This is a genomic window from Chitinophaga oryziterrae, assembly GCF_009758125.1.
Classification (GTDB): domain Bacteria; phylum Bacteroidota; class Bacteroidia; order Chitinophagales; family Chitinophagaceae; genus Chitinophaga; species Chitinophaga oryziterrae.
This window is the reverse complement of record NZ_WRXO01000005.1, coordinates 498,952-520,581: the sequence shown is the minus strand read 5'-3', so window position 1 is coordinate 520,581 and position 21,630 is coordinate 498,952. Positions and strand designations below refer to the sequence as shown.

22 protein-coding genes are annotated in these 21,630 nt (G+C 42.6%); 10 read left to right on the top strand and 12 right to left on the bottom strand.

Translation table 11 applies throughout. The features are described 5' to 3' along the window. Nucleotides 1-3 precede the first annotated feature (3 nt). On the bottom strand, nt 4-906 hold the full coding sequence (locus GO495_RS19710; protein ID WP_157301426.1) for a helix-turn-helix domain-containing protein: 903 nt from the start codon (nt 904-906) through the stop codon (nt 4-6). Nucleotides 907-991: 85 nt separating this feature from the next. Here GO495_RS19710 and GO495_RS19705 point away from each other — a divergent pair, with 85 nt between their 5' ends. The 8 genes from GO495_RS19705 (at nt 992) to GO495_RS19670 (ending at nt 10,448) form a co-directional block, all read left to right on the top strand. Further along, nucleotides 992-2,359: a hypothetical protein gene (locus GO495_RS19705; RefSeq protein WP_157301425.1), complete on the top strand. Its 1,368-nt coding sequence runs from the start codon at nt 992-994 to the stop codon at nt 2,357-2,359. Nucleotides 2,360-2,505: 146 nt separating this feature from the next. Then, entirely contained in the window at nt 2,506-2,787 is a 282-nt protein-coding gene (locus GO495_RS19700; protein WP_157301424.1) for a carbohydrate-binding protein, read from the top strand. Between the two features lie 224 nt (nt 2,788-3,011). Continuing rightward, the gene (locus GO495_RS19695; protein WP_157301423.1) at nt 3,012-4,088 is read left to right on the top strand and encodes an HlyD family secretion protein; all 1,077 of its coding nucleotides are present in this window, start codon (nt 3,012-3,014) and stop codon (nt 4,086-4,088) included. Between the two features lies 1 nt (nt 4,089). Further along, nucleotides 4,090-5,655, top strand: a complete 1,566-nt coding sequence (locus tag GO495_RS19690; RefSeq protein WP_157301422.1) for a DHA2 family efflux MFS transporter permease subunit — start codon at nt 4,090-4,092, stop codon at nt 5,653-5,655. Between the two features lie 19 nt (nt 5,656-5,674). Continuing rightward, nucleotides 5,675-6,979: a TolC family protein gene (locus tag GO495_RS19685; RefSeq protein WP_157301421.1), complete on the top strand. Its 1,305-nt coding sequence runs from the start codon at nt 5,675-5,677 to the stop codon at nt 6,977-6,979. Between the two features lie 212 nt (nt 6,980-7,191). Then, a complete protein-coding gene (locus GO495_RS19680; RefSeq protein ID WP_157301420.1) occupies nt 7,192-8,316 on the top strand; it encodes a M57 family metalloprotease in 1,125 nt (374 codons plus the stop codon). Nucleotides 8,317-8,425: 109 nt separating this feature from the next. Continuing rightward, on the top strand, nt 8,426-9,277 hold the full coding sequence (locus GO495_RS19675) for an NAD(P)-dependent oxidoreductase (RefSeq protein ID WP_157301419.1): 852 nt from the start codon (nt 8,426-8,428) through the stop codon (nt 9,275-9,277). 127 nt (nt 9,278-9,404) lie between these two features. After that, nucleotides 9,405-10,448, top strand: coding sequence for a glycosyltransferase family 2 protein (locus GO495_RS19670; RefSeq protein WP_276611825.1), 1,044 nt, complete (start codon nt 9,405-9,407; stop codon nt 10,446-10,448). On the opposite strand, the gene GO495_RS19665 is transcribed toward GO495_RS19670, so the two are convergent. The 4 genes from GO495_RS19665 to GO495_RS19650 are packed head-to-tail and all read right to left on the bottom strand — an operon-like array spanning nt 10,445 to nt 13,841. Beyond that, entirely contained in the window at nt 10,445-10,921 is a 477-nt protein-coding gene (locus tag GO495_RS19665; RefSeq protein ID WP_157301417.1) for a hypothetical protein, read from the bottom strand. The two genes, GO495_RS19670 and GO495_RS19665, sit on opposite strands and share 4 nt — an antisense overlap. 19 nt (nt 10,922-10,940) lie before the next feature. Next, on the bottom strand, nt 10,941-11,789 hold the full coding sequence (locus GO495_RS19660; protein ID WP_157301416.1) for a universal stress protein: 849 nt from the start codon (nt 11,787-11,789) through the stop codon (nt 10,941-10,943). 19 nt (nt 11,790-11,808) lie between these two features. Continuing rightward, nucleotides 11,809-12,633 (bottom strand): class I SAM-dependent methyltransferase, encoded by an 825-nt coding sequence (locus GO495_RS19655; protein ID WP_157301415.1) that lies wholly within the window; start codon nt 12,631-12,633, stop codon nt 11,809-11,811. Then, the gene (locus tag GO495_RS19650; RefSeq protein ID WP_157301414.1) at nt 12,630-13,841 is read right to left on the bottom strand and encodes a multiheme c-type cytochrome; all 1,212 of its coding nucleotides are present in this window, start codon (nt 13,839-13,841) and stop codon (nt 12,630-12,632) included. The genes GO495_RS19655 and GO495_RS19650 overlap by 4 nt, the downstream gene beginning before the upstream one ends. Before the next feature lie 118 nt (nt 13,842-13,959). Between GO495_RS19650 and GO495_RS19645 the strand changes: the two genes are divergently transcribed. Further along, on the top strand, nt 13,960-16,005 hold the full coding sequence (locus tag GO495_RS19645; RefSeq protein WP_157301413.1) for a beta-L-arabinofuranosidase domain-containing protein: 2,046 nt from the start codon (nt 13,960-13,962) through the stop codon (nt 16,003-16,005). Nucleotides 16,006-16,040: 35 nt separating this feature from the next. On the opposite strand, the gene GO495_RS19640 is transcribed toward GO495_RS19645, so the two are convergent. The 6 genes from GO495_RS19640 to GO495_RS19615 all read right to left on the bottom strand — a co-directional run bounded on the left by GO495_RS19640 (nt 16,041) and on the right by GO495_RS19615 (nt 20,410). Beyond that, complete coding sequence (locus GO495_RS19640) at nt 16,041-16,778, bottom strand: hypothetical protein (protein ID WP_157301412.1); 738 nt, start codon at nt 16,776-16,778, stop codon at nt 16,041-16,043. Nucleotides 16,779-16,856: 78 nt separating this feature from the next. After that, nucleotides 16,857-17,375, bottom strand: a complete 519-nt coding sequence (locus GO495_RS19635) for a hypothetical protein (RefSeq protein WP_157301411.1) — start codon at nt 17,373-17,375, stop codon at nt 16,857-16,859. An 85-nt stretch (nt 17,376-17,460) separates the two neighbouring features. Beyond that, a complete protein-coding gene (locus GO495_RS19630) occupies nt 17,461-18,228 on the bottom strand; it encodes a patatin-like phospholipase family protein (RefSeq protein ID WP_157301410.1) in 768 nt (255 codons plus the stop codon). Nucleotides 18,229-18,250: 22 nt separating this feature from the next. Then, nucleotides 18,251-18,586 carry a tRNA-binding protein gene (locus GO495_RS19625; protein WP_157301409.1) on the bottom strand — a complete coding sequence of 112 codons (336 nt, stop codon included), beginning with the start codon at nt 18,584-18,586 and terminating at the stop codon, nt 18,251-18,253. 402 nt (nt 18,587-18,988) lie between these two features. Then, nucleotides 18,989-20,125, bottom strand: a complete 1,137-nt coding sequence (locus GO495_RS19620; protein WP_157301408.1) for a tetratricopeptide repeat protein — start codon at nt 20,123-20,125, stop codon at nt 18,989-18,991. A 72-nt stretch (nt 20,126-20,197) separates the two neighbouring features. Continuing rightward, nucleotides 20,198-20,410, bottom strand: a complete 213-nt coding sequence (locus GO495_RS19615) for a hypothetical protein (protein WP_157301407.1) — start codon at nt 20,408-20,410, stop codon at nt 20,198-20,200. A 104-nt stretch (nt 20,411-20,514) separates the two neighbouring features. Here GO495_RS19615 and GO495_RS19610 point away from each other — a divergent pair, with 104 nt between their 5' ends. After that, nucleotides 20,515-20,898, top strand: a complete 384-nt coding sequence (locus GO495_RS19610; RefSeq protein WP_157301406.1) for a T9SS type A sorting domain-containing protein — start codon at nt 20,515-20,517, stop codon at nt 20,896-20,898. Between the two features lie 26 nt (nt 20,899-20,924). Here the strand turns inward: GO495_RS19610 and GO495_RS19605 are convergent, their stop codons facing one another. Then, on the bottom strand, nt 20,925-21,578 hold the full coding sequence (locus GO495_RS19605; RefSeq protein ID WP_157301405.1) for a (4Fe-4S)-binding protein: 654 nt from the start codon (nt 21,576-21,578) through the stop codon (nt 20,925-20,927). Nucleotides 21,579-21,630 lie beyond the last annotated feature (52 nt).

Here is a 21,630-nt window from a genome sequence, read left to right as displayed (position 1 = left end):
TAATTATGATCTGACAACAATTTGCCTCCGGAAATGATTAGGCGTTTGACCCGTTTGTTTCTTAAAAAAGATATTGAAGTTGGAAGGATGCTCAAAACCCAGGCAATAGCCTATTTCTGCAATATCCCAGTTACTGTGAAGCAGTAAAGCCTTTGCCTCTTTTATCATCCTCTCTGTAATATGTTCCGAGGTTGTTTTACCGGTCACTTCTTTTAAAGACCTGTTCAGATGATTCGTATGTATAGATAACTGACGCGCAAATTCACCGGCATTCTTAAGCTGGATAACATGCCGGGGGGACGTAACAGGGAACTGCCTTTCCAGCAACTCAAGAAACAGACCGGCAATACGATCAGACGATGATAATGTATGAGCAATATGCTCCGGTGGTTCTATCTTCAATGCCTCATGCATAAGGATCTGCACATAACTGCGCAGTAGCTCATACTTGTTTTTATAGGAAGAGGCCATCTCCTTCAGCATCTGCTCAAAGATACCTGCCAGGAAATCCATCGATTGCTGATCCGGGAATAACACCGCATTGCCATTAATCCGGAATAAAGGAGACTCAGAAAGACTGTCCCCTTTCAATTGCTTATTAACAAACTCCTCTGTAAACAGACAAAAGTAACCCGCCTGCCTTTCAGACAACCCCTCCCAGGCATAAGGGATCATGGGATTACCAAAAACGAGGGCATTATCCTTTACATGGATCACTTTATCTGCATAAGAAATCACTCCTTCCGTACCGAGGACCAGGGAAATCTTATAAAAGTCACGTCTGCCGGGTGGAGAAGAAACGCCTTTATAATGCTCATCCACTTTATACACATTAAACTGCCCCGCATCGGAATACTCCTTCCCATGACGCTCCAGATAATCTCCCGCTGTCTCTGTTTTCCTCATACTCTAAAGTTATGCAATTCAAATATTAAAATACCAAAGATGAAAGTAGTAACTTTAAATCCCAAAAGAAGACGAAGCCAACATTATGGAACAGAACGAGTTTCAGGAAACCCTTGAAAAGCTGACAGACAAAGAAGATATCGCAGGAATAGCAGCATTGGTGAATAGTCTGAATGCAGAAGAGCTGGAATTATACAAAACGGAACTACTAGAAGCCTATGCAAATATCTATTCTCTATGGTATTATGATCTGATTTGCGGCAAGATAAAAGAAGAACATCAGGAGGGGATTGTTCAAGAGCTTTTTGACATTCTTACACTGGCGGAAAAAATTGATCCTGAGAATACGCATTACGGAGAACGGGCCCAATGTTATGAATTTCTTTCCGAACTGAAAGGGGAGGAAACAGACAAACTGCTGAACATTCAAAAAGCGATTGATGAATATTCAGACGCACTGAAAAAAAGTGAGAATATCCTGGTTAATGCACCACTGGCCAACGCCTTGCTCGACAAGATGCTGATCACTCAGGAGTTCACAGACGATGAATTCCTGAAGGTCCTTGAATTATTTGAACTCGCTTTTACAACATACTCGGAGTCTGTCGTCTCCTCTTTTATCCACGGATGTTTCCGCATCCTGAATTTTCCATTCAGCAAAAACCACTACTGGCATTCCCGGTTTCTCAATAAATTCAATTTAGCACTCACCCGCTTTACAGAAAAAGAACCTATCATTTTTCTGACCTGGTCAGAAGCGCTTGTAAGAGTCCTGGAATATCAGCAATACGAGATCTCTCCTGAATATGCGGAAGAATTAAACGATATATCAATTGAATTATTAGCGTCCATTACCGATTACCAGACGGATAATCAGCGGCTCCTGAATCAATTGGGATCTGCATTTGAGAAGGCTGCCAAAAGAATAAAGAGAGAGAAATTACTTTATTACACCATTGCCCTTAAATACTTCACAAAAGGACAAACAATTGAACCGGCTACCTGGACTTTCCCCGTATATGCTACCAATGTACTAAAAGCAATGGCAGTCATTTACCACAAACAGCAAAACCAGGAAAAGGTAATAGCGTTATTTGAAGAAGGCAGGGCCCTCTTCTCAAAAGTATACAAACACGAAAAGGATTTTACCTTAAACCTTTACTGGGGAGAATTTCTGATAGAATACGCAAGGCTGGCCTATGGCTTTGATGCCCCTCAAATACTGGAAGAGGCAACGGAAAAATCCCTGATTGCAAAAGAACTTGGAAGGAACTACTATAATCAACCTTACACCTTACTGGCTAAAATTGCATTGAAAACAGGTGATAAAGATAAATGCATGGAGATATTAAAGGAGTGCAAAAAGGTGTTTTCCACTGAATATTATGAATACGATATGGGGCCGGTCCTGAGGGATGAGGATTTCAGGGAGATATGGGCAGAACTTACATAAAGTTGATAATCTGAGTATCATACATACTTATTTTATCTCACAATTGATTTTCAACCGCTTATCTTCATTTTTAAACACTGCATTATCATTGCAGTTACTGCTTATACATTTGTCCCCATTATATCACTCAATTTAACCCCCCCGTTATGAAAAGGACCCTCAATGTAATGCCATTATTATGTATTGTATTTTGCCTGCTTAATACAAGTACCTATTCCAGAACAGAGAATTCCTCAGTTAAAAATCTTTCTGTAAACAGTTCTATTATTCTTGCTAACTGGGTTTCTTCTCAATCATATGTGCTTGGAGATTATGTGACATACGATAATAAGGTATTCAGAGCCGCACACTGGACTCAGGGTGATACACCAAGAGGATTCGGGTTATATCCTGATGGACCCTGGATCTACGAAGGGCTGTATTACTGATGTTCTAAAAAGAAGCTCACAGGAAATTGTGAGCTTCTTTAGTTAATCCCTATCCTGCCTTAACCCCACTCCTACAAACAACTGGTTCCCAAATACAAAACATACCCCCTCATATATTTTTGGAGAATTGAATAAACCAGCTACCTTTACATACCAAATGGTCGGTATTATATATCTCTATAAGATACCAAATAGTCGGTATAAAAATAAAATGGTTTAATAAAATGGAACAACAAGCACCTAAGAAGACGAAACCTAAGATGTTGATCATCATTCTCCTCATCGTTATTATCATAGCTGGTACAGGAAGCTATTACTGGATAAGCAGCAAAGCATATGAAACTACAGACAATGCCCAGGTAGACGGAAACATCATTCCGGTACGTTCCAGCGTCACCGCCTACCTGAATGAAATACGCTTCAGGGATAACCAGCAGGTGAAAAAAGGAGATACCCTTATCGTATTCAACACCATAGCTCTAAAAGCCAAGCTGGAACAGGCACAGGCTGCACTGGAAAATGCAAAAGCAGATGTAAGCGTTTCTGATATCCGCGCTATCGCCAGCTTCCAGAATGCTCAGTCTTCATTACAGAATGCTCAGTCAGGCCAACAGGATATTTTAGCGACCAAAGCTAACCTTGATAAAGCCAAACAGGAACTGGAACGAACCAATAACTTACTTAAAATTAAAGCCGCTACACAGGAACAGTTTGAAACTGCTACTGCTGCCCTGCAGGTTGCACAAGCCAATTACACGCAGGCGGTGAACAAACAGGCTTCTTCCTATTCTAACTCACTGGGACAGGAAACCAGCGCCAAAGCAGTAAAAGGACAGATTTCAGTTGCCCAGGCCGTAGTAAAACAAAAGATGGCAGAACTGGCATTGGCGGAAGAAGACTTTAGTCACGCCTATATTACCGCCCCCTTTGACGGTATCGTTACAAAACGTTCCGTATCACAAGGACAGTACATCTCTGCCGGTCAGACATTATGCGCTGTCATAGACAATCATCATTTATGGATCTCCGCTAACCTGAAAGAAACACAACTGGATAAGATCAAACCCAATCAATCCGTTCAGATCAGATTAGATGCTTTCCCGGAGTTAAAACTAACCGGTAAAGTGGAGTCATACCTCGGTGCTACCGGTGCAAGATTTTCCTTATTACCTCCGGATAATGCCACCGGCAATTTCATCAAGATCACCCAACGGTTTCCTATACGCATCAGCATTGACGGAGAACAGCCAACGGCCTTATATCCCGGCCTGAGCGCTTTCCTAAAGATTAAAGTCCAATAACATGGAAGCTATTACATACCCTACCGGGGCAAAACGTGCTATCCTTGTAGTCACTGCCATCTCCTGCGCCCTGCTGGAACTGATCGATACAACAGTAGTGAACGTTTCCCTTCGTGAAATCAGCGGTAGCATCGGGGCTACTACTACCGAAATTGCCTGGGTGATTACAGCCTATAGTATTGCCAATGTGATCGTCATCCCCTTATCCGGGATGTTCTCTAATTTCTTTGGCCGTAAGGCTTACTTTACCAGTTCCGTCGCCTTATTCACCATGGCTTCTTTAATGTGCGGCTTCTCTACCAATCTATGGATACTGGTGTTCTGGCGCTTTATCCAGGGCCTGGGTGGTGGTGGAATATTATCCACCTCACAAAGTATTATCATGGATTCATTTCCGCCCCATAAAAGATCAACCGGCCTGATTATCTACGGCATGGGAGTTATCATAGGTCCTTCTTTCGGACCGGTATTGGGTGGTTACATCACAGATAATTTCTCCTGGAACTGGATCTTCTTTATCAATATTCCTATCGGTACAATGGCTGCTTACCTCTCATGGAGCCATGTTCCTGATCTTAGCGGGGTAGAAAAACCCCGGATCGACTGGCCGGGCATCTTCTGCCTGGTAGTAGGTATTGGTTCCCTGCAATATGTTTTAGAGGAAGGTTCGTCAAAAGACTGGTTCGATAGCAGTGAGATCATCTGGTGTTTTATTACAGCAATCACCTTCATGGTCGCCTTTGTAATAAGAGAATTGAAAATCGATTATCCGGCAGTCAATCTCCGCCTGTACAGGAACTTCAACCTGCTAATGGGTAATGGACTAAACCTGTTGATCGGCATCATTCTTAACGGGACACTCTTTGCCTTCCCCTTATTCGCACAGCTCTCCTTAGGCTGGACGGCCACTCAAACCGGCGCCTTTATGATACCTGGGGCCCTGATATCCATTCCCGCCATGATCGTAGTGAAAACTCTGCAGGAGAAAATAGGATTGAATCCCAAAATCATCATCATGTTAGGAATGATAATGACGGCAGTTCCATTGATTCTCATCTCCTTCTCTTCTCCGGATTCAAACAGCAGTAACTTCTTCTGGCCTTTTATTTTAAGAGGATTCGGCGCATTGTTTATGCTCATGCCGGTACTGGGCCTCGCAACAGCCGGACTCACAGGTAAAGACCTTGCCCAGGCCATTGGCTTGTCCAATATGCTTCGGCAACTGGGTGGTGCTTTAGGTGTAGCGTTAATGGGTATTTATATCAATCAGGAAAATGCAGTGGTAAGAAGTAGTCTGATAGGCAACATCAGTCAATACAATCCTCAAAGCACTGAAACAATTGCGTCCTACACACAAACGCTTCAGAATAGCGGCATGGGGCCTGATGAAGCTACCAGCGCTGCTCACCAGCTGATTGATTCGGCGCTCTCCAAACAACAGCTACTCATCAGTTATGATCATAGCTTCCTTATTGCAGCCTTTACCGTTTTGTTATGTGTGCCTATCGTTTTAGCTATCCGCTATAAAAAGCAACCGCATTCGAAAGAGATGGACATCGCCCATTAATATTTCAAACCAATCAATAATGAAAAGAATTATCGCTATCATAGGTACATTATTCTCTACAGCATCCTATGCACAAACAACTTTAACGCTACAACAGGCGTTAGAACTGGGATTGAAAAACCGCTATGATATACAGGCCAATCAGTACGACATCAACATCGCACAAACCAATATTAACCGGAGCAAAACAGCCTGGATACCGGAGATCAAAGCAGGTGGGGAAGTCCGTTATAATGCACGTATACAGGCCACTTACATACCTCAGGGATTTGGCAATTCAGATAAACCTGAATTACTGGCGCTGGGTGCAAAGAATTTAACTGTCCTCGGACTCGATTTAAATCAACCGCTTTATAAACCCCAGTTGTCAACGGCTATTAAAATAGCCAGGAACGAAGCAGAGCTGCAACGGGAAAAAAACAGGGAAGCGGAAATCAATATTAAAATGATGATCGCAAGGGCTTATCTAAATGTATTACTCAAAGACGCACAGCAAAAGATTGCAGCAAATGATGAACAACGTTATAAGCAATATTATACTTTGGCTGATGGAAAATACAAAGTAAGTAGTTTAATAGAGAATGATTATTTACACGCAAAGCTGGATTATGAGAATGCAAAAGTACAATACCAGCAATCTGTTCAAAATTACAAGCTGGCAATAGAAGAATTAAAATACCAGGTTAATATTCCTGCAGAAAGTCAAATCGTAATAGCCGATACATTAAGTAAAAATGCATTGCCCGATCTCCAACCAGCAACGGCTGATGCTACTAACCGCACAGAGATAAAACAATTGCTTTTATCGCAGCAGGGAGATCAGTTACAACTGAAAATGACTAAACAAAATATTTTACCGGTCGTATCATTCTTTGCCAACTATTCGGGGCAATTTGTGAATAACAATTTCAATTATACTAAAAGCGAATGGTGGTCATCCTTTAGTTATTTAGGATTACGTATATCCATTCCATTAACTGCCAGTTTTAAAAATCATCATGATATACTGGAAAACAGGATGCTCATTCAACAAACAGCATTACATCTGAAACAAAAAACTGCTGATATAAATTATGAGATCACGAAGGCTTCTACCGAAAGGAATAATGCATTGAATAATCTGCAGGAGGCAGGAAAGAACTACGAACTGTCTCAGACCATTTATCAGAATCAGTTAAAACAATTCGCACTGGGTAGTTTTCAATACAACAACTTACTGGATACAGAAAAATCTATCAGTACAGTAGAACAGAATTATATAATGGCGGTATACGATTATCTGAATGCCACCATCAATCTTCAAAAAGCAAACGGAGGATTTTAAACATCCAGGAAAGCTATGTACGGTATTTTCAAAAGCCATACATAGCTTTTCCTATACAGATTTATTTATCCTTTTTAGTTTAACAATATTATATGCGGTAGCACCGCAGTAGCCTATATTAAATTTGGACCCGAAAGTAACCCGTGTAGCACTATTAAATAACCAGAATCCCCATCTCGTTCTCATAACTATCAACTTAAACCCTAATTATTATGTTCAAACAGAAGTACATTTTTTACGTCGTGTTATTAATCACGTTAGCCATTGGCTGTTCCAAAAACAAAGATGCCGATAAAGTAACCGGCACAGAGCAAACTCCCGGAGATCCCGTTTTAAAAAGGATCCTGAAAGAAGGTTACACACAGAAAGAAATTGTTGAGCTGAAAGACCGCTACATCGTTCAGGGTGATATCATCTTCTTCAAAGGTGTGAAAGATTATCAGGAGGGACCAACAACAGAACAGGCCCGTTCTCCTTACCTGATAGCTCCTGCATACAGGAATATCAGTATTTATCTGAATGCAGGCTCATTCAGTTCCATTAACCTGAGTACCATCCTTGATAATGTAATTGCAGCCTATAATGCCGTAGGATCAGGTATTCAGATGACAAGAACATACACCGCCTCTGCTGCTGATATTACCGTTGTGCAGAACAGTGGCATAGGAACATCTGTTTGCGGACAATCCGGTTTTCCTTATGCTACCGGCAAAGCTTTTAATACAGTATATATTTCTGAAAATACCTTACTCACATACAGCATCACCAGCACCTCACAGTTAACATTGCTGGTAGCACATGAGCTGGGACATTGCCTCGGCTTACGTCATACTAACTGGCAGCCACAAGGTGAATCCGCTGCTATTCCAATTCCAAGTACCCCTTCTTCTGATGGCGCTTCTGTAATGAATGGCAGCACCTGCGGTAACACCTGGTCAGGCTTCTCCGCTTATGATCAGATCGCATTGAAATCACTGTACCCTGTAACGTTAGGTGGTAGCAATGTACTTAATCCTGGCGACCAGTTAACACAAGGCCAGTTAATACGTTCTACCGACGGACGTTTCATCGTGGTTATGCAAGGTGATGGCAACCTGGTACTGTATTACTACAATGTGCCCCTCTGGAGTTCTGTGACATGCTGCAACTCCGCTATTAACCGTGCCATAATGCAGGGCGATGGTAACCTGGTATTATATGATACCGGTAATGCGGCTCATTGGTCATCCAATACACATGGCTATGATGGCAGTTATGCAGTCATCCAGGACGATGGTAACTTCGTTATCTATCAGGGTAGCACACCCCGGTGGAGTTCCAACACTTCTGGTTATTAAAATATAAAAGAAAGCTCCTGGTTATTAAGTGCCCTCAAAAAGTCAGACACTTAATAACCAGGAGCTTTCTTTTTATAATACCTCTTACCTTTGTACAAACAATAATACAATGGTAGCATTCTTAGGTATGGGGCTCTTAGGAGCAAATTTCGTAAAGGCGATGATAAAAAAAGGTGCCAGCGTTCAGGTATGGAACAGGACACCGGCAAAAGCCACTGCACTGGAATCCGAAGGTGCAAAAGCATTTGAGAACGTTGCAGATGCCGTAAAAGGAGCAGACATCATTCACGTTACATTAAAAGATGATGCTTCTGTAAACGAAGTACTCGCAACAGCAAGCACAGGATTTAAACAAGGTGCCATTATTATAGATCATACCACCACATCCGCAGAAGGTGCCATACAAAGGACCAAAGAGTGGAAAGAACGCGGATTTACCTACCTGCATGCCCCCGTATTCATGGGGCCTCAAAACGCACTGGAAAGCACGGGTTACATGCTGGTATCCGGCGATCAGACTGTTATCAGTCAGCTGGAACCGGAATTATCCAAACTGACTGGCAAGCTCATTAACTTCGGCGCAGAAGAAGGTAAAGCGGCCGGTATGAAACTGATCGGTAACCTCTTCCTGGTAACCTTCACCGCCGGTATAGCAGATACCCTCTCTCTTGCTAAAGCGTTACACATTCCCATTAGCGATATCAGTGCATTGTTTGATTCATGGAACCCGGGAGCCATGCTGCCTGCCAGATTAAAAAGGATGTCTGCCGGTACTTACAACAACCCTTCCTGGGAATTAAACATGGCCAGAAAAGATACCCAGCTGTTCATGGACGCTGCGGCCCACGGCGGCACAAAACTAGCCGTAATACCTGCCATTGCCGTTGAAATGGACCGCTGGATAAAGGCAGGACATGGCAACGAAGACTGGACCGTAATAGGCAAGGACGCTGTATCTTAAATATATTTCAAGGTCCCCCATCATCGGGGGGCCTTGATTGATTTTTGAATACCACGACCGGCCCCTTAAGAATGAACAATTTACAACCGGGGGTGTTATCCTTTACACCATAACACCAACCCTCAAAATGGTACACCACAAAATATCGTTCTGCACGGTGTGCATGAATCGTGCAATGCACATAAAAAATACACTCCTGAAGAACATAAAGGATAATGCAGACTATCCGGATGTTGAATTTATCCTGCTCGATTATAACTCCGGAGATGATCTGTACACCTGGGCTAAAAGTGAATTACAACCGTATATCGATAACGGAATATTAACTTATTACAGGACTACCGACCCTCTTTATTTCCATATGAGCCACTCCAAGAATATGGCCCTGAGACTGGCCACAGGGGATATATTGTGCAGTCTGGATGCAGATAATTACACTGGGGTGGGCTTCGCCACATACATCAATAAACAGTTCAGTAAAGACCGGAATATCTTCCTTGCACCCCCTTTTATCGGCCGCGAGAAAAGATGGTGGGATGTACAGGGGAGAGTCTGTTTGGCACAGGATGATTTTTATCATTTCAGAGGATATGATGAACAGGTAATGGATTATGGTTATGATGATAAAGACCTTAAAAGCAGGATGGAAAAGAGTGGTAAAAAGAGGATTACCATTAAAGATACCCGGTTTTTAAATGCTATTAAACATGATGATCAACTGAGAATAGCAGATGGATTCTCTACTAAAAAAACAAAGGAATTATTTATCTCTGCAGTCGGTAATGAAACTTCGGAGATTATTTATTTACAGGATAATGATGCCTTTGAAAGATTCTTTATCAATAATGAAGACGAACTAAGGCCAAGAAAAATGTATACAGGTAAATATCAGCTGGAAGCTGCTGGTATCAAACTACTGAAAACAAATGGGAAAGGATTTATGAACCTTACCCAGCACACCGACGATCATCTTGTGTCAAATGATAACCGGAATTTCTATAGGGTTACTTCAGGTTCTTTAAGGGAAGTATTTCTGTTGGAGAGAGCTATTTACATGGGCAAGAAAATATATTTCCATAACAGGAAAAACAGGCACGCCATCAATATAAATGGATTCGGACAAGGAAAGGTGTATAAGAACTTTTCTGAGGAAGAAATTATTCTTCATTAATATATACTGTCTGCTACTTCACAGGAATCCGGAGCGGCGAATACCAGTGTAGTCAAAGAACTCCCATCGTATACGACAAATTCATCAGCAGGTATATCGTTATCTCCTATCCAGTGAATATTAAACACTACTTCCTGAAGACTGTCGGTGAGATCACGTAATGCTAAATGACGATGGAGGTAATCAGTATTATCAAGCCTTGCCGTATCCATACTATTTTTCACTTTATCATACAGCATTACATAGTTACCCTGGAGATAGAAACTGGTATCCTGTGTTAATTTATCAGGGAAGTCGAAGGCCGTTTTAAATGTAATCCGGTATTTTTTTACATTCAGATGAGCTCTTTCTATATAAACAAATGGCTTCTGCTCGATAATGGGGTGGGCTGGTATCGTAATAGCAGGCTTCCTGACTTCTTCACATGAAAAAACCAATACCAACAACAATAAATTGAATAACCACTTCATCATCCTCAAATATAATAAATTATTATTTGAGGATTAATACAGGCTCTTTTGCATTACGGTAAATGGCTTCGGAGATACTTTTATGTGTTAAGTAATACAGGAAACTACGCTTGCCCCGTAATGCCACGATCAATTGAACGTCCTTGGTTTGTGTAGCATTCAGGATCCCATCCACCACATTCTTCTCATTGCTATAAATGATCTCGTGGTTGAAATTCTTCAGATATTCGTGCAGGTTATTTTCTGCATTTTTAAATGCTTCATCAGGATGTAAATATTTCTCTTTAGCATCTACATTCAGCACAAGCAATTTTGTAGCTGTCCACAACGGAGAAGCAGGCAGGTTATTAAATTTATCCATAACGGCCATTGAGTTATAGTCGCATGGTACTAATGCCGTCCGCACCGGCTGGTACGTATAGCCGGCAGGTACTATCAACACTCTTATAGGACTGGCCTTTACAATAGCGATGACATTTCCTGCAATAAAACTGCCACTGGAATAACTGTAGTTATCACTGCCTACCAGTAACATCTCAGGTTTTTCTTCCCGTATCACGCTTAAAATAGCTCTTAATAAAGGCATTTCACTTACGGCTGTCGTCACCGTAATACCATCTCCTAATGCAGTTCTTAACTGTTCTGATAAAACTCCCATCTTCTCCAGGGTTTCCGTTCTTTCCTGTTGCCGGTACTCCTGGCTTACCGGAGCATATTCCGCTGATAATACAATATGATCAAAGACATTGTCGTAGAAAGTGCGAAGCAGGATAACGCGTTCATATTCATACTTCCTGCACCATTCCGCGGCGAAGGTTACTGCATTATCAGAAGTGGCGGTAAAATCAACAGGTATCAGTAACGTTTTCATAACTACTGTTTTTCATAAATTAATCCGCAATGTTAATGCCAGATACACCACTTCCTTCTATCGCCAGCAAATACATTTGCATGCTTTCTCCCTCATTGGCAATCCAGGCGTCATACGCTGTTATAGCTGCCAGTCTTTCCTCTTCTGTAATATAATTATCTTTCACCAGTTGCTGTCCTCTTGTTTTTGCTACTTCAGACCATATGCCTGCTTTGCTGGCAAAATCTGCATCGCTCTTTTTCGTAAGCTCATGCTGCGCTTCTACATTGATATGTTTGAAACCCAGTTCTGCAAACAAATGCGGCAGGTTATCAGCAATAGCATTATCAAAGCCAGCTTCTTTCCTCCATTGTAAAAAAGCATCGTAGAATCGCTTCATTTCAACAGGTAATGCAGGCTCCCATTTAATTTTTTCATGGTTATAATCAAGGATGGCAATTACGCCCTCCTCTTTAAGAAACTTTTTAAGTTTCTGGAGTACTTCCCTGGGGTCTGGTAACCATTGCAGTACTCTTGCGGAAGTAATCAGGTCGTACCGCCCGGGGGTATCAAAAGTATGTACGTCCGCGACCTTGAACTCCAGGTTAGGAATGTAGGGATACGATGCTATTGCCTGGGCTATCAATGCTTCACTGGAATCAATACCGGTTACTTTTCCTGGTGCTACTTTTTCAGCGATCCCTTTGGTGATGGCTCCCGAACCGCATCCTATATCCATTACGGATACGCCCTCTTTCAGATACTTTACCAGGTTTCTGTTATCAGTGGCAAGGGTCCTTCTATCTAACACCTTGTTAGTGCCTTCAGGCATTTTGGCTCTTTCTTCGGCAATGTGTGGTTTCATAATTTCTTTGTAAGACGGGCAATGACCTTCTTCGTTTCATCCCCGTATACAGTTATCAGATGTGTACGAATGGAATCCGGGGTAGGGCTGAGATGTCCGTTTGTGAGTAATGTGATACTACCGGAAGGTAAGGCTGGCATATGACAATCAATACAATTTTTTGCAAGTACGGCCTCGGGCAGGGTGGTCAATTTGCAAAAATTATGACTGGCAGTAGTATGACAGCTCATACAACGCTGTGAGAAAACTTCCTGTTTGTCACCCGAATGGGGATTATGACAGGAAGAGCAGTTCATGTTTTCACTTTTTATATAACACTTACTGGCGGTAAATAGCTGGTATTGAGTACCATGTACATCCATTTCGGATGGTTTGGCGGGCCGGGTAATATCGGCATAGATATAGTCTGATAATTTATCTCCCGGCCTGAAATCAAATACGGATCTCTGAGGTGTTTTTAGTCCGGAATGACAAACAGCACACATATCCAGTTTTTGCTGGTTTTTCAGGGAGCCGGTCTTTGTCATATATTTAGCCTGCTGCTCCTGCGGATGTGCCGTATGAAAAGCCACATGTTCTGCCCCCGGGCCATGACAACGTTCACAATCAATGCCATATACCAGCTGATTCTTTTCAAACTGCTCCGTGATATGCAGTCCTGTCATCTCCGTACTTTTAACTCCCACCATAGAGCTATGACAACCAAAGCAGGTACTGGGTATCATCCTGTCGAACTTAGGATGAGCAGCAGGAAAGCCAGGACTGTTGGCCCAGGCATGCGCGGAGACAAAGTATGATACCGGCAGCTGAAAATATTTGCCCGCCTCCCAGTAAAGAAAGGTCTGCGCTTTCCTGCCGGAACCAATAGCAATATCAAAACGGTGAAGCTCCTGTAACGTATCATTCACATAACCTGCCTGAAATAGTCCGCTATCCCTTGCTTCCATCACTACTTTCATCGCATTGCTGTAAATGAATGTATCATTAAAGTTGCCTTTAACCGTAGATTGGGATGCGGGATGAGAAGTATTATAATGTGCTGTAGCAAGGTATGAATCGTAAATATTTTTATGGCAACCCGCACAAGTTGCCGCACCTGCAAACTGCTCTCCTCTCAGGCCGGTTGAACGTTGTTTACTGACACACTGCGACAACACAATAATACAGGATACAATAAAGCAGCATACGTACAGCAGTCGTTTATTCATAACATTGGAATGATTACAATTATAATAAATTTATCTGATGATTCACCATTCATACTAAATGCTTTGAATATCTCCTTTCAGTCACTATCTTTTACTTTTAGATAACCAATTTTAAAAAATGAAAAGAACATTAATCGGCTCCACGTTACTGTTCCTGATGGCAGCTTCTCCACAGCTCCATGCGCAGAAAGCTGAAATAGTACAGCGTACTGCCAACACAGGCTCCAACAGTTTCTATCTCACAAACAGGTCTCCTTTACAAAAAGAACATTTCACCAGGCTACCCGTTGCCAGCGTCTCTCCCAAAGGATGGGTGAGAAAAGCGCTGGAAATGCAACGGGATGGGCTGGCCGGCAACCTCGGTGAAATAAGCATCTGGCTTTCCAAAAAGGATAATGCCTGGCTCAGCAAAGAAGGAAAAGGAAAATACGGATGGGAAGAATTACCCTACTGGTTAAAAGGATACGCAGATATCGGTTATGTATTACACGATGATCACATGATCAAAGAAGCTAAATTCTGGCTTGATGCGGTGCTGAATAATCAACGTGATAATGGCGACTTTGGCCCTGCCGTAGAAAAAGGCGAAGGCAAAAGAGACCTCTGGACAAACATGCCCATGCTCTGGTGCCTGCAATCTTATTATGAATACTCCAAAGACCCCAGGGTGATCCAGGTGATGACGAAGTACTTTAAATGGCAACTCTCTATTCCGGATGATAAATTCCTGGAAGACTACTGGGAGAAAAGCCGGGGAGGGGATAACCTGTACAGCGTATACTGGCTGTATAACCTTACCGGGGATAAATTCCTGCTCGACCTGGCGACCAAAATAGACAAGAATACTTCCGACTGGCGTCAGCCAGATAATCTCCCCAACTGGCACAATGTGAACGTGGCAGAATGTTTCCGCGAACCGGCACAGTACTATCTGCAAAGTGGCAGTACCGCAGATATCAATGCTACCTATAATGATTTCAGGATGGTCCGTACAAAATACGGACAGGTGCCCGGCGGGATGTTCGGCGCAGATGAAAATGCCCGCGAAGGATATGATGATCCCCGGCAGGCAGTTGAAACCTGCGGCTTGGTAGAACAGATCACTTCGGATAATATGTTACTCGGTATTACCGGCGATCCTTTCTGGGCAGATAATGCAGAAGACGTTGCCTTCAATATCTTCTCTGCGGCCTTTACACCTGATTACAGGGCGCTCCGTTACCTGACAGCTCCTAATATGGTGGTAAGCGACAGCAAGAACCATGCGCCTGGTATTGCCAATGAAGGGCCTTTCCTGATGATGAACCCTTTCAGCAGCCGCTGCTGCCAGCATAACCACTCCGCAGGATGGGTGTATTATTCAGAGTATAGCTGGATGGCGACTCCGGATAACGGGCTTGCCGCACAACTGTATTTCGAAAACGAAGTGCATGCTAAAGTGGGTAACGGCACAGAAGTAACCTTGTCTCAGCAAACGAAATACCCTTTTAACGACCAGGTGGCGTTTACGCTTAACACACCGAAAGCAGTTACTTTCCCGCTGTACCTGCGCATTCCTGCATGGTGTAAAAACCCTGCGCTCAGGATCAACGGCAAAGCCATTACGCTGGCCAGTAATGCCAGCGGTTATATCAGGATCAGTAATAACTGGAAGAATGGAGATAAGATCTCCCTGCAACTGCCAATGGACCTTTCCGTACGTAAGTGGGAGAGGAATAAAAACAGTATCAGTGTGAACTATGGCCCGCTCACTTACTCCCTGCTGATCAAAGAAAATTATATACAACAGGATAGTAAGAAAACAGCGATCGGCGATTCTCACTGGCAGGAAAACGCGGACCCCGAAAAATGGCCTTCTTTTGAGATTCAACCAGGGTCCGACTGGAACTATGGGTTATTGATTGATGAGAAAAACCCTGCCAGTTCTTTTAAAGTAGTTAAAAAGGAATGGCCGGTGAATAACGATCCGTTTACCAATGCCACTGCTCCTATCATGATCAAAGCCAGGGGTAAGAAGATCACTACCTGGGGGATAGATCAGTACGGACTGGCAGGCATCCTGCCACAAAGCCCTGTTAAAACAGCAGAACCAGCAACAGAATTAACACTGGTCCCTATGGGCGGGGCCAGATTAAGAATATCTTCATTCCCGGTAGTGGAATAAAAACAGGAACGCCTGCAACATCTGCAGGCGTTCTCTTAATTTTTAAAATAATCCTGTGCCGTTCGTACTTTCTCTACCCAGCAACCTGAACTGGCTTGTAAGACATATTCACTCAGTCCCACTTCTTTCGCACCAGGCGCCCAGTCATAAGTATAACCAAGACGTGTCCACGGATAATGGAAATCAGTAGCAGACTGTAATGTGTGATAATACGCGTAGATAATATAATTATTAAACCAATCGCCAAACGAAGGCGGTACACTATTAAGTAATGCTGCACCGGTAGTGGTAGTCGTAATATCAGGGTTCCCTGCCGGGCGGTTCAAACGATCTGCTTTCACCCACATATCTACAATATGCGTATTACTACGACTGTTAACAGGTGGTAATCCCAGCAACTGGCAAATGCGCATAATCGTATCTGAGGAAGCAGTAAAACTGGCTGCCAGACGGTTTTTCATCTGTGCAGGAATGAACAGCCATGAGTCACCCCATGTATTCGTAATGGAATCTCCCTCGGGATAACTGGAAGGGAAACGCATAAATGTAGACATCAGTACATACGTCTGCCCATTAATCGTTTTCCATTGCAGGGCGCTATTAGTAGCTGTAATAGGAAGAAGGCTATCTACGATCTCTGAACTATCCGCCACCATCGCATCTGTAATGGAATTTGCGTATAACTGGTCCATTGTGTAAGTGGGAGCCGGGGTATCGTCTTTTTTACACCCTGCTATAATAAGCAGGAATACGAGGAATATTGAGGTTTTCATGAGGGTTATTTAACCCAAAAATAAGGAATGTTTATCTCTTCCGCCAACAACCATTTTTAACCGCCTTATTCATTTTGTTCATTTCTTCTTTTTGGCAAGTAACTGCTGATCTTGCTCTATTTCTGCAGGAAAATCTTTAGGCTCTGTTTTAAATGGATTAGTACCGGTGGTAATAGAATCAATCAATGTTTTGTCATTAAAATAATAGCGCCCTTCAAACTTCACCCCTGTCTGATCATAATCAACCTCACCTTTCTTTATATCATATACAACCGCCTTAAATGCTTTATATACGAAGATCAGTTGTTCTTCTTTGAAATAATATTCCGAGATGTAGATACCATTGGAAATCCCTATCCATTCTACGATCTTACAAAGTTTTTCGTCTTTATAGTATCCCGTTAACGAACCTCCGCGGTCCGTCATATGTTCCATAAACTCCTCATTCTCGAGTACTACCTTTTTAAAGGAATTATCATCATTGATATCCTTAAATTCTTTCTTGATGGATTTGATAATATCTGCCTTTGACTGGGCAAATGAAACATTTGCAACAAAGATGGCGACCAGAAAAAAAGTTATGCTCTTAAGAATCATATAAGGGATTTTAACAACCGGATTCTCCGTGAATTTTAACAGGAATTCACTCATAAGATAGGGCTAAAATTTCTCATATTATCTTTTATTTTTCAGGATACTCTTCCAATAAATGCCGGGCATATTCCAGGCCGATCATATAAATCTTCTCCAGCCGGTTAAATTCGAACATCCCGAATTCCCCCAACCCTTCGGGTTCTATAAAGCGGCTGCATAACAATTTGTTTTTCAATACCCGTTCACTGATGGCCATATTCAGCGTTCTGTCCATATTAGATAAAAACCCTCCTGCCGGGTTATAGGGCGTCAGCGGGTTTACATGTACCCCTATTATATCCCTATACTCTCCTATCAGCGGCTCTACGGGCAGGTTGCCGGATAGCCCTCCGTCTACATAAGGGACGTTGTCTATCATCACTGGTTGGAATAACAGCGGGATAGAGGAAGCTGCCAGCACTGCGGGAATAATCGGCCCTTTGTCGAAAATGGCCTGCTCTCCTGTTACAAAATTAGTTGCCGTGATATATAAAGGGATAGGAAGAGATTCCAACGTGGTATGCCGAAGAGTTTGTTTCAGCACCTGTTCCACTTTCTTCAATGACAGGAACCCGGAACTCCAGTTACGCCATTGCATGGAAAGTCCCAGCTTATGCAGTTTAAATATCTGCCTTACCTCATCAGTATTATACCCATCGCAGATGAAGGCAGCGGCAATGGAGCCGGCGCTGGTAGCCGCAATAACTTCGGGGAAAATACTTTGTTCTTCAAATGCTTTTAACACTCCCAGATGAGCATAACCACGGGCTCCGCCGCCGGATAATACAAATGGACGCCGGATAGGTACAGGATTCATGAAGCTAATATAGATAAAAAAGTCATATCAGTTTGCTGCCGTTGGGTACCGGTCTTTCGAGTGCCGTCAATACAATATCCCCGTTTTCATCCGCAAAACCGGTAACGAGGAACTGCGACATAAATTTACCGATCTGCTTTTCCGGGAAGTTAATTACGCCTACTATCTGCCGGCCTATAAGTTCTTCTTTGGAGTAATGTCTGGTCACCTGAGCGCTGGACCATTTAATACCGTATTCTCCAAAGTCTACCCGTATTTTATATGCCGGTTTACGGGCTTCAGGGTAATCTATCACTTCCAGTATAGTCCCCGCTCTTAGTTCTACTTTTTCAAAATCCTGCCAGCTGATTGTTTCCATATGTATAAAATTACACCATGACTTTAAAATGATGGTACAAGTTCTTTTGTTCTTTTGATGTAATCATCGCAATGATAAGTGGAATTTCATTTCATTATAAAAAAAATACCTGGAGAGCCTGGAATTACTACGCAACGATACTAAAAATGATACATGAACAGTATGATACACCTTCACAGATTATAATAAGACCCTATGTAAAGTAGGATTGAACAGGTATTGATAAGGTTCATCCTACGTTCATCCTACGTTCGCAACGTAGGATAAACGTAGGATGAACCTTATCAATACCTGTTCAATCCCTTTTCTTAACAATACTTCTTAGAATCTAAGTGCCTGACGAAGTAAGGGAACTATTATATCCCAGGATTACCAGTACCCTATCCAATGGATAAGGCTTAGCTATTTCTCTATACGGGACCTTAAATATTTATAGATCTCCTTTTCCTCCCCGGTAGCATCCGGTTTATACAACTGTAAATACTTTTTGTAATAGCGAAGGGCAGTAGCTTCGTTATTCAGGCGGGCATCGTAAATGCGGCCAATACTGTATTGCCGCAAAGGTTGATGGAAGAGATAATAAGCAGTATCCAGACTGGCAATAGCAGGCTTATATTGACCTGTTGCCTCGTAGTTGGCAGACATACCTGTGTAATAGTTATCCAGGCTGGCAGACAGCCCCATACTGATACACTGCTTTAGCAACGTATTACTCTCCCCGTACTTCTTTAGCTGGGTTTTAGCCATTGCCGTGTAATAGATGATGTTCTCCGAAGTAGCATGCCGGGCATCCAGGTATTCATATACAGATACACAATCATCATATTTTTTCATGTTGTAACATGCAGCAATGACATACAGAAACGTATTGACAGAAACATTGTTCTGGGCGATCAGTTTCTGGCCAAATTGCAGCGTGCGCGGGTATTCCTTCTTTAAAAAGGAGGTCCTGCTGCCTGTCATTAACACATAAGGATTCGTAGAATCAGCAGTCAGGTAGCGGTTAATGATCGAATCAGCGGTATTATACCGCTTCTTTTCCAGCCATTCCTCTGCCAGACGCGATACCACCCTGGGATCTGAAGGTTTTAACTCATAGGCCTTACATAGCCAGGCAAAAGCGGAATCATTCACCTGTCCGGCAAATCCGGCAAAACTCAGTTGTTTCCAGGCAGTGGCATTTTGCGGCTGTAAGGTAACGATGCGTTTATAGTGCACCATTGCGGCCAGGGGCAGGTCTTCCTGCATCTGTATAGTAGCGAGGTATTGATGGGCAGGGACGTAGTTACTATCCAGCAGTAATACTTTCCCATAGTTACCGGCGGCTTCTGAGATCTTTCCCGCCTGGTAATAAGTATAAGCCAGTAAGGCTAGTTCTCTCGGGTTATTATCGTTTATGCCCTGTTTCAGATAGGCTATTGCGTCTTCATAACGCTGGTCCTGCAGGTATTCCATTACCCTGTTCCTGTCTATCGACTGTCCCCTGGCAGCCCCAAAGCTTAACAGGCAGGTACATAATATCCAGATATATATACGCATAAGGCTCTTTTAGCCTTAAAACTAAAGATTTAGTTTTAAAAAGAAAAACTTAGTTTTCAGAGAAGAAAGCTGTTATTCGTAGGTGAGTACTTCCTCCTTAAAGGCTCTTTTCATGGTTTCGAACTCTTCTTCAAGACCTTCTGCGGAGGAACGGACAGGCGTCAGGGAATCCATTGTATATGATATAACCTTGCCGTTATCATCATAATACACTTCGTAGATGCCGAATTCATATTCACCCTGTTCGTTCAGCTTCTTCATTACCCGATAGTTCCAAGTACTCATAATGGATATAATTGGCGGTAAAGCTAATATTATTACTGAATTCCTGTAATAAACTCATAGTATTTATCGTTTATATGTGTCGTAGCACCTACAACCATATCCCTATGAAAGAAAGATTCCTGAGAGCGATCTTATTTTTATCCCTGTGTATACCGGCTGCTGCCTTCGGCCAGTCAATGACAGATACTACAGAGGCAGAAAAACCTGTAGTGGAAGCAAGAGTGGCTTATACCAAACCAACTGAACAGGTAGTAGTAAGGATTTATCCTAATCCGGCAGTAGATAAAGTGACTTATACATTTCCTGCGGGCATACAGAAACACCTGTTACAGGTAACAGACATGGGCGGCAGAACAATCCTGAATTTAATAGTAGGGAATATAGGGACGCAGAATACGATCAATACATCTGCCTGGCGACCAGGTATCTATTTCGTGAGTATTAACAGCTCTACGTTTAGTAAGACCTTTAAGCTGATGAAACAATAAAAAAGCACCCGATGAGGTGCTTTGGTTTAACCTTGCTGTTCAGGCTTATTCTTTACAGTTGTCAGCGCTCCTGTAGGACATTTAGCTGTCTGTTCCATAATTCGGTCCGAAGTAGCGCCCTGCATATCTATCCAGGGTTTCGCATTTACATCAAACACTTCCGGCAACCCGTTCACACAACGTGCAGAGTGTTTACACAACTCAGGCTTCCACACTACCGTTACATCTCCATTAGTATAATTTATCTTCTTCTCAACATCCGCATTACTGAAAGTAAACGTCCTGATCGCAATCGGGTTTCCCAGTATTTTAGAAACCGGGCAGGATTCCGCTATCTGTGCTAACCGTTTACGCTGCTCCTCTGTTATCTCACTCAGGAATTTAACATCACGGTCGATGGTGGTCGATAATTTATCCCCGTCCTTTGTCTGGTACATATTCGCATTCACTTCGATGTTATCGATAGCCCAGCCTTTACGGTCTATATACATGCGTAATGTAGCCAGCGTACAGGACGCCAGGGAAGATAACAGCAGCGTATAAGGATCAGGACCTGCGTCCTGACCACCGGATTTAACCGGCTCGTCCGTAATAAATTTCCCATTGCGCCAGGAAATAGTACACTTATATTTTTCTGGTCCAATCACCCCGTGTACAGGGTTTTCTAAAATATATTGCATAACCTAAGCATTCTCTTATTGCAAGTTACTATTTTTCAAAGCAGCACATCCC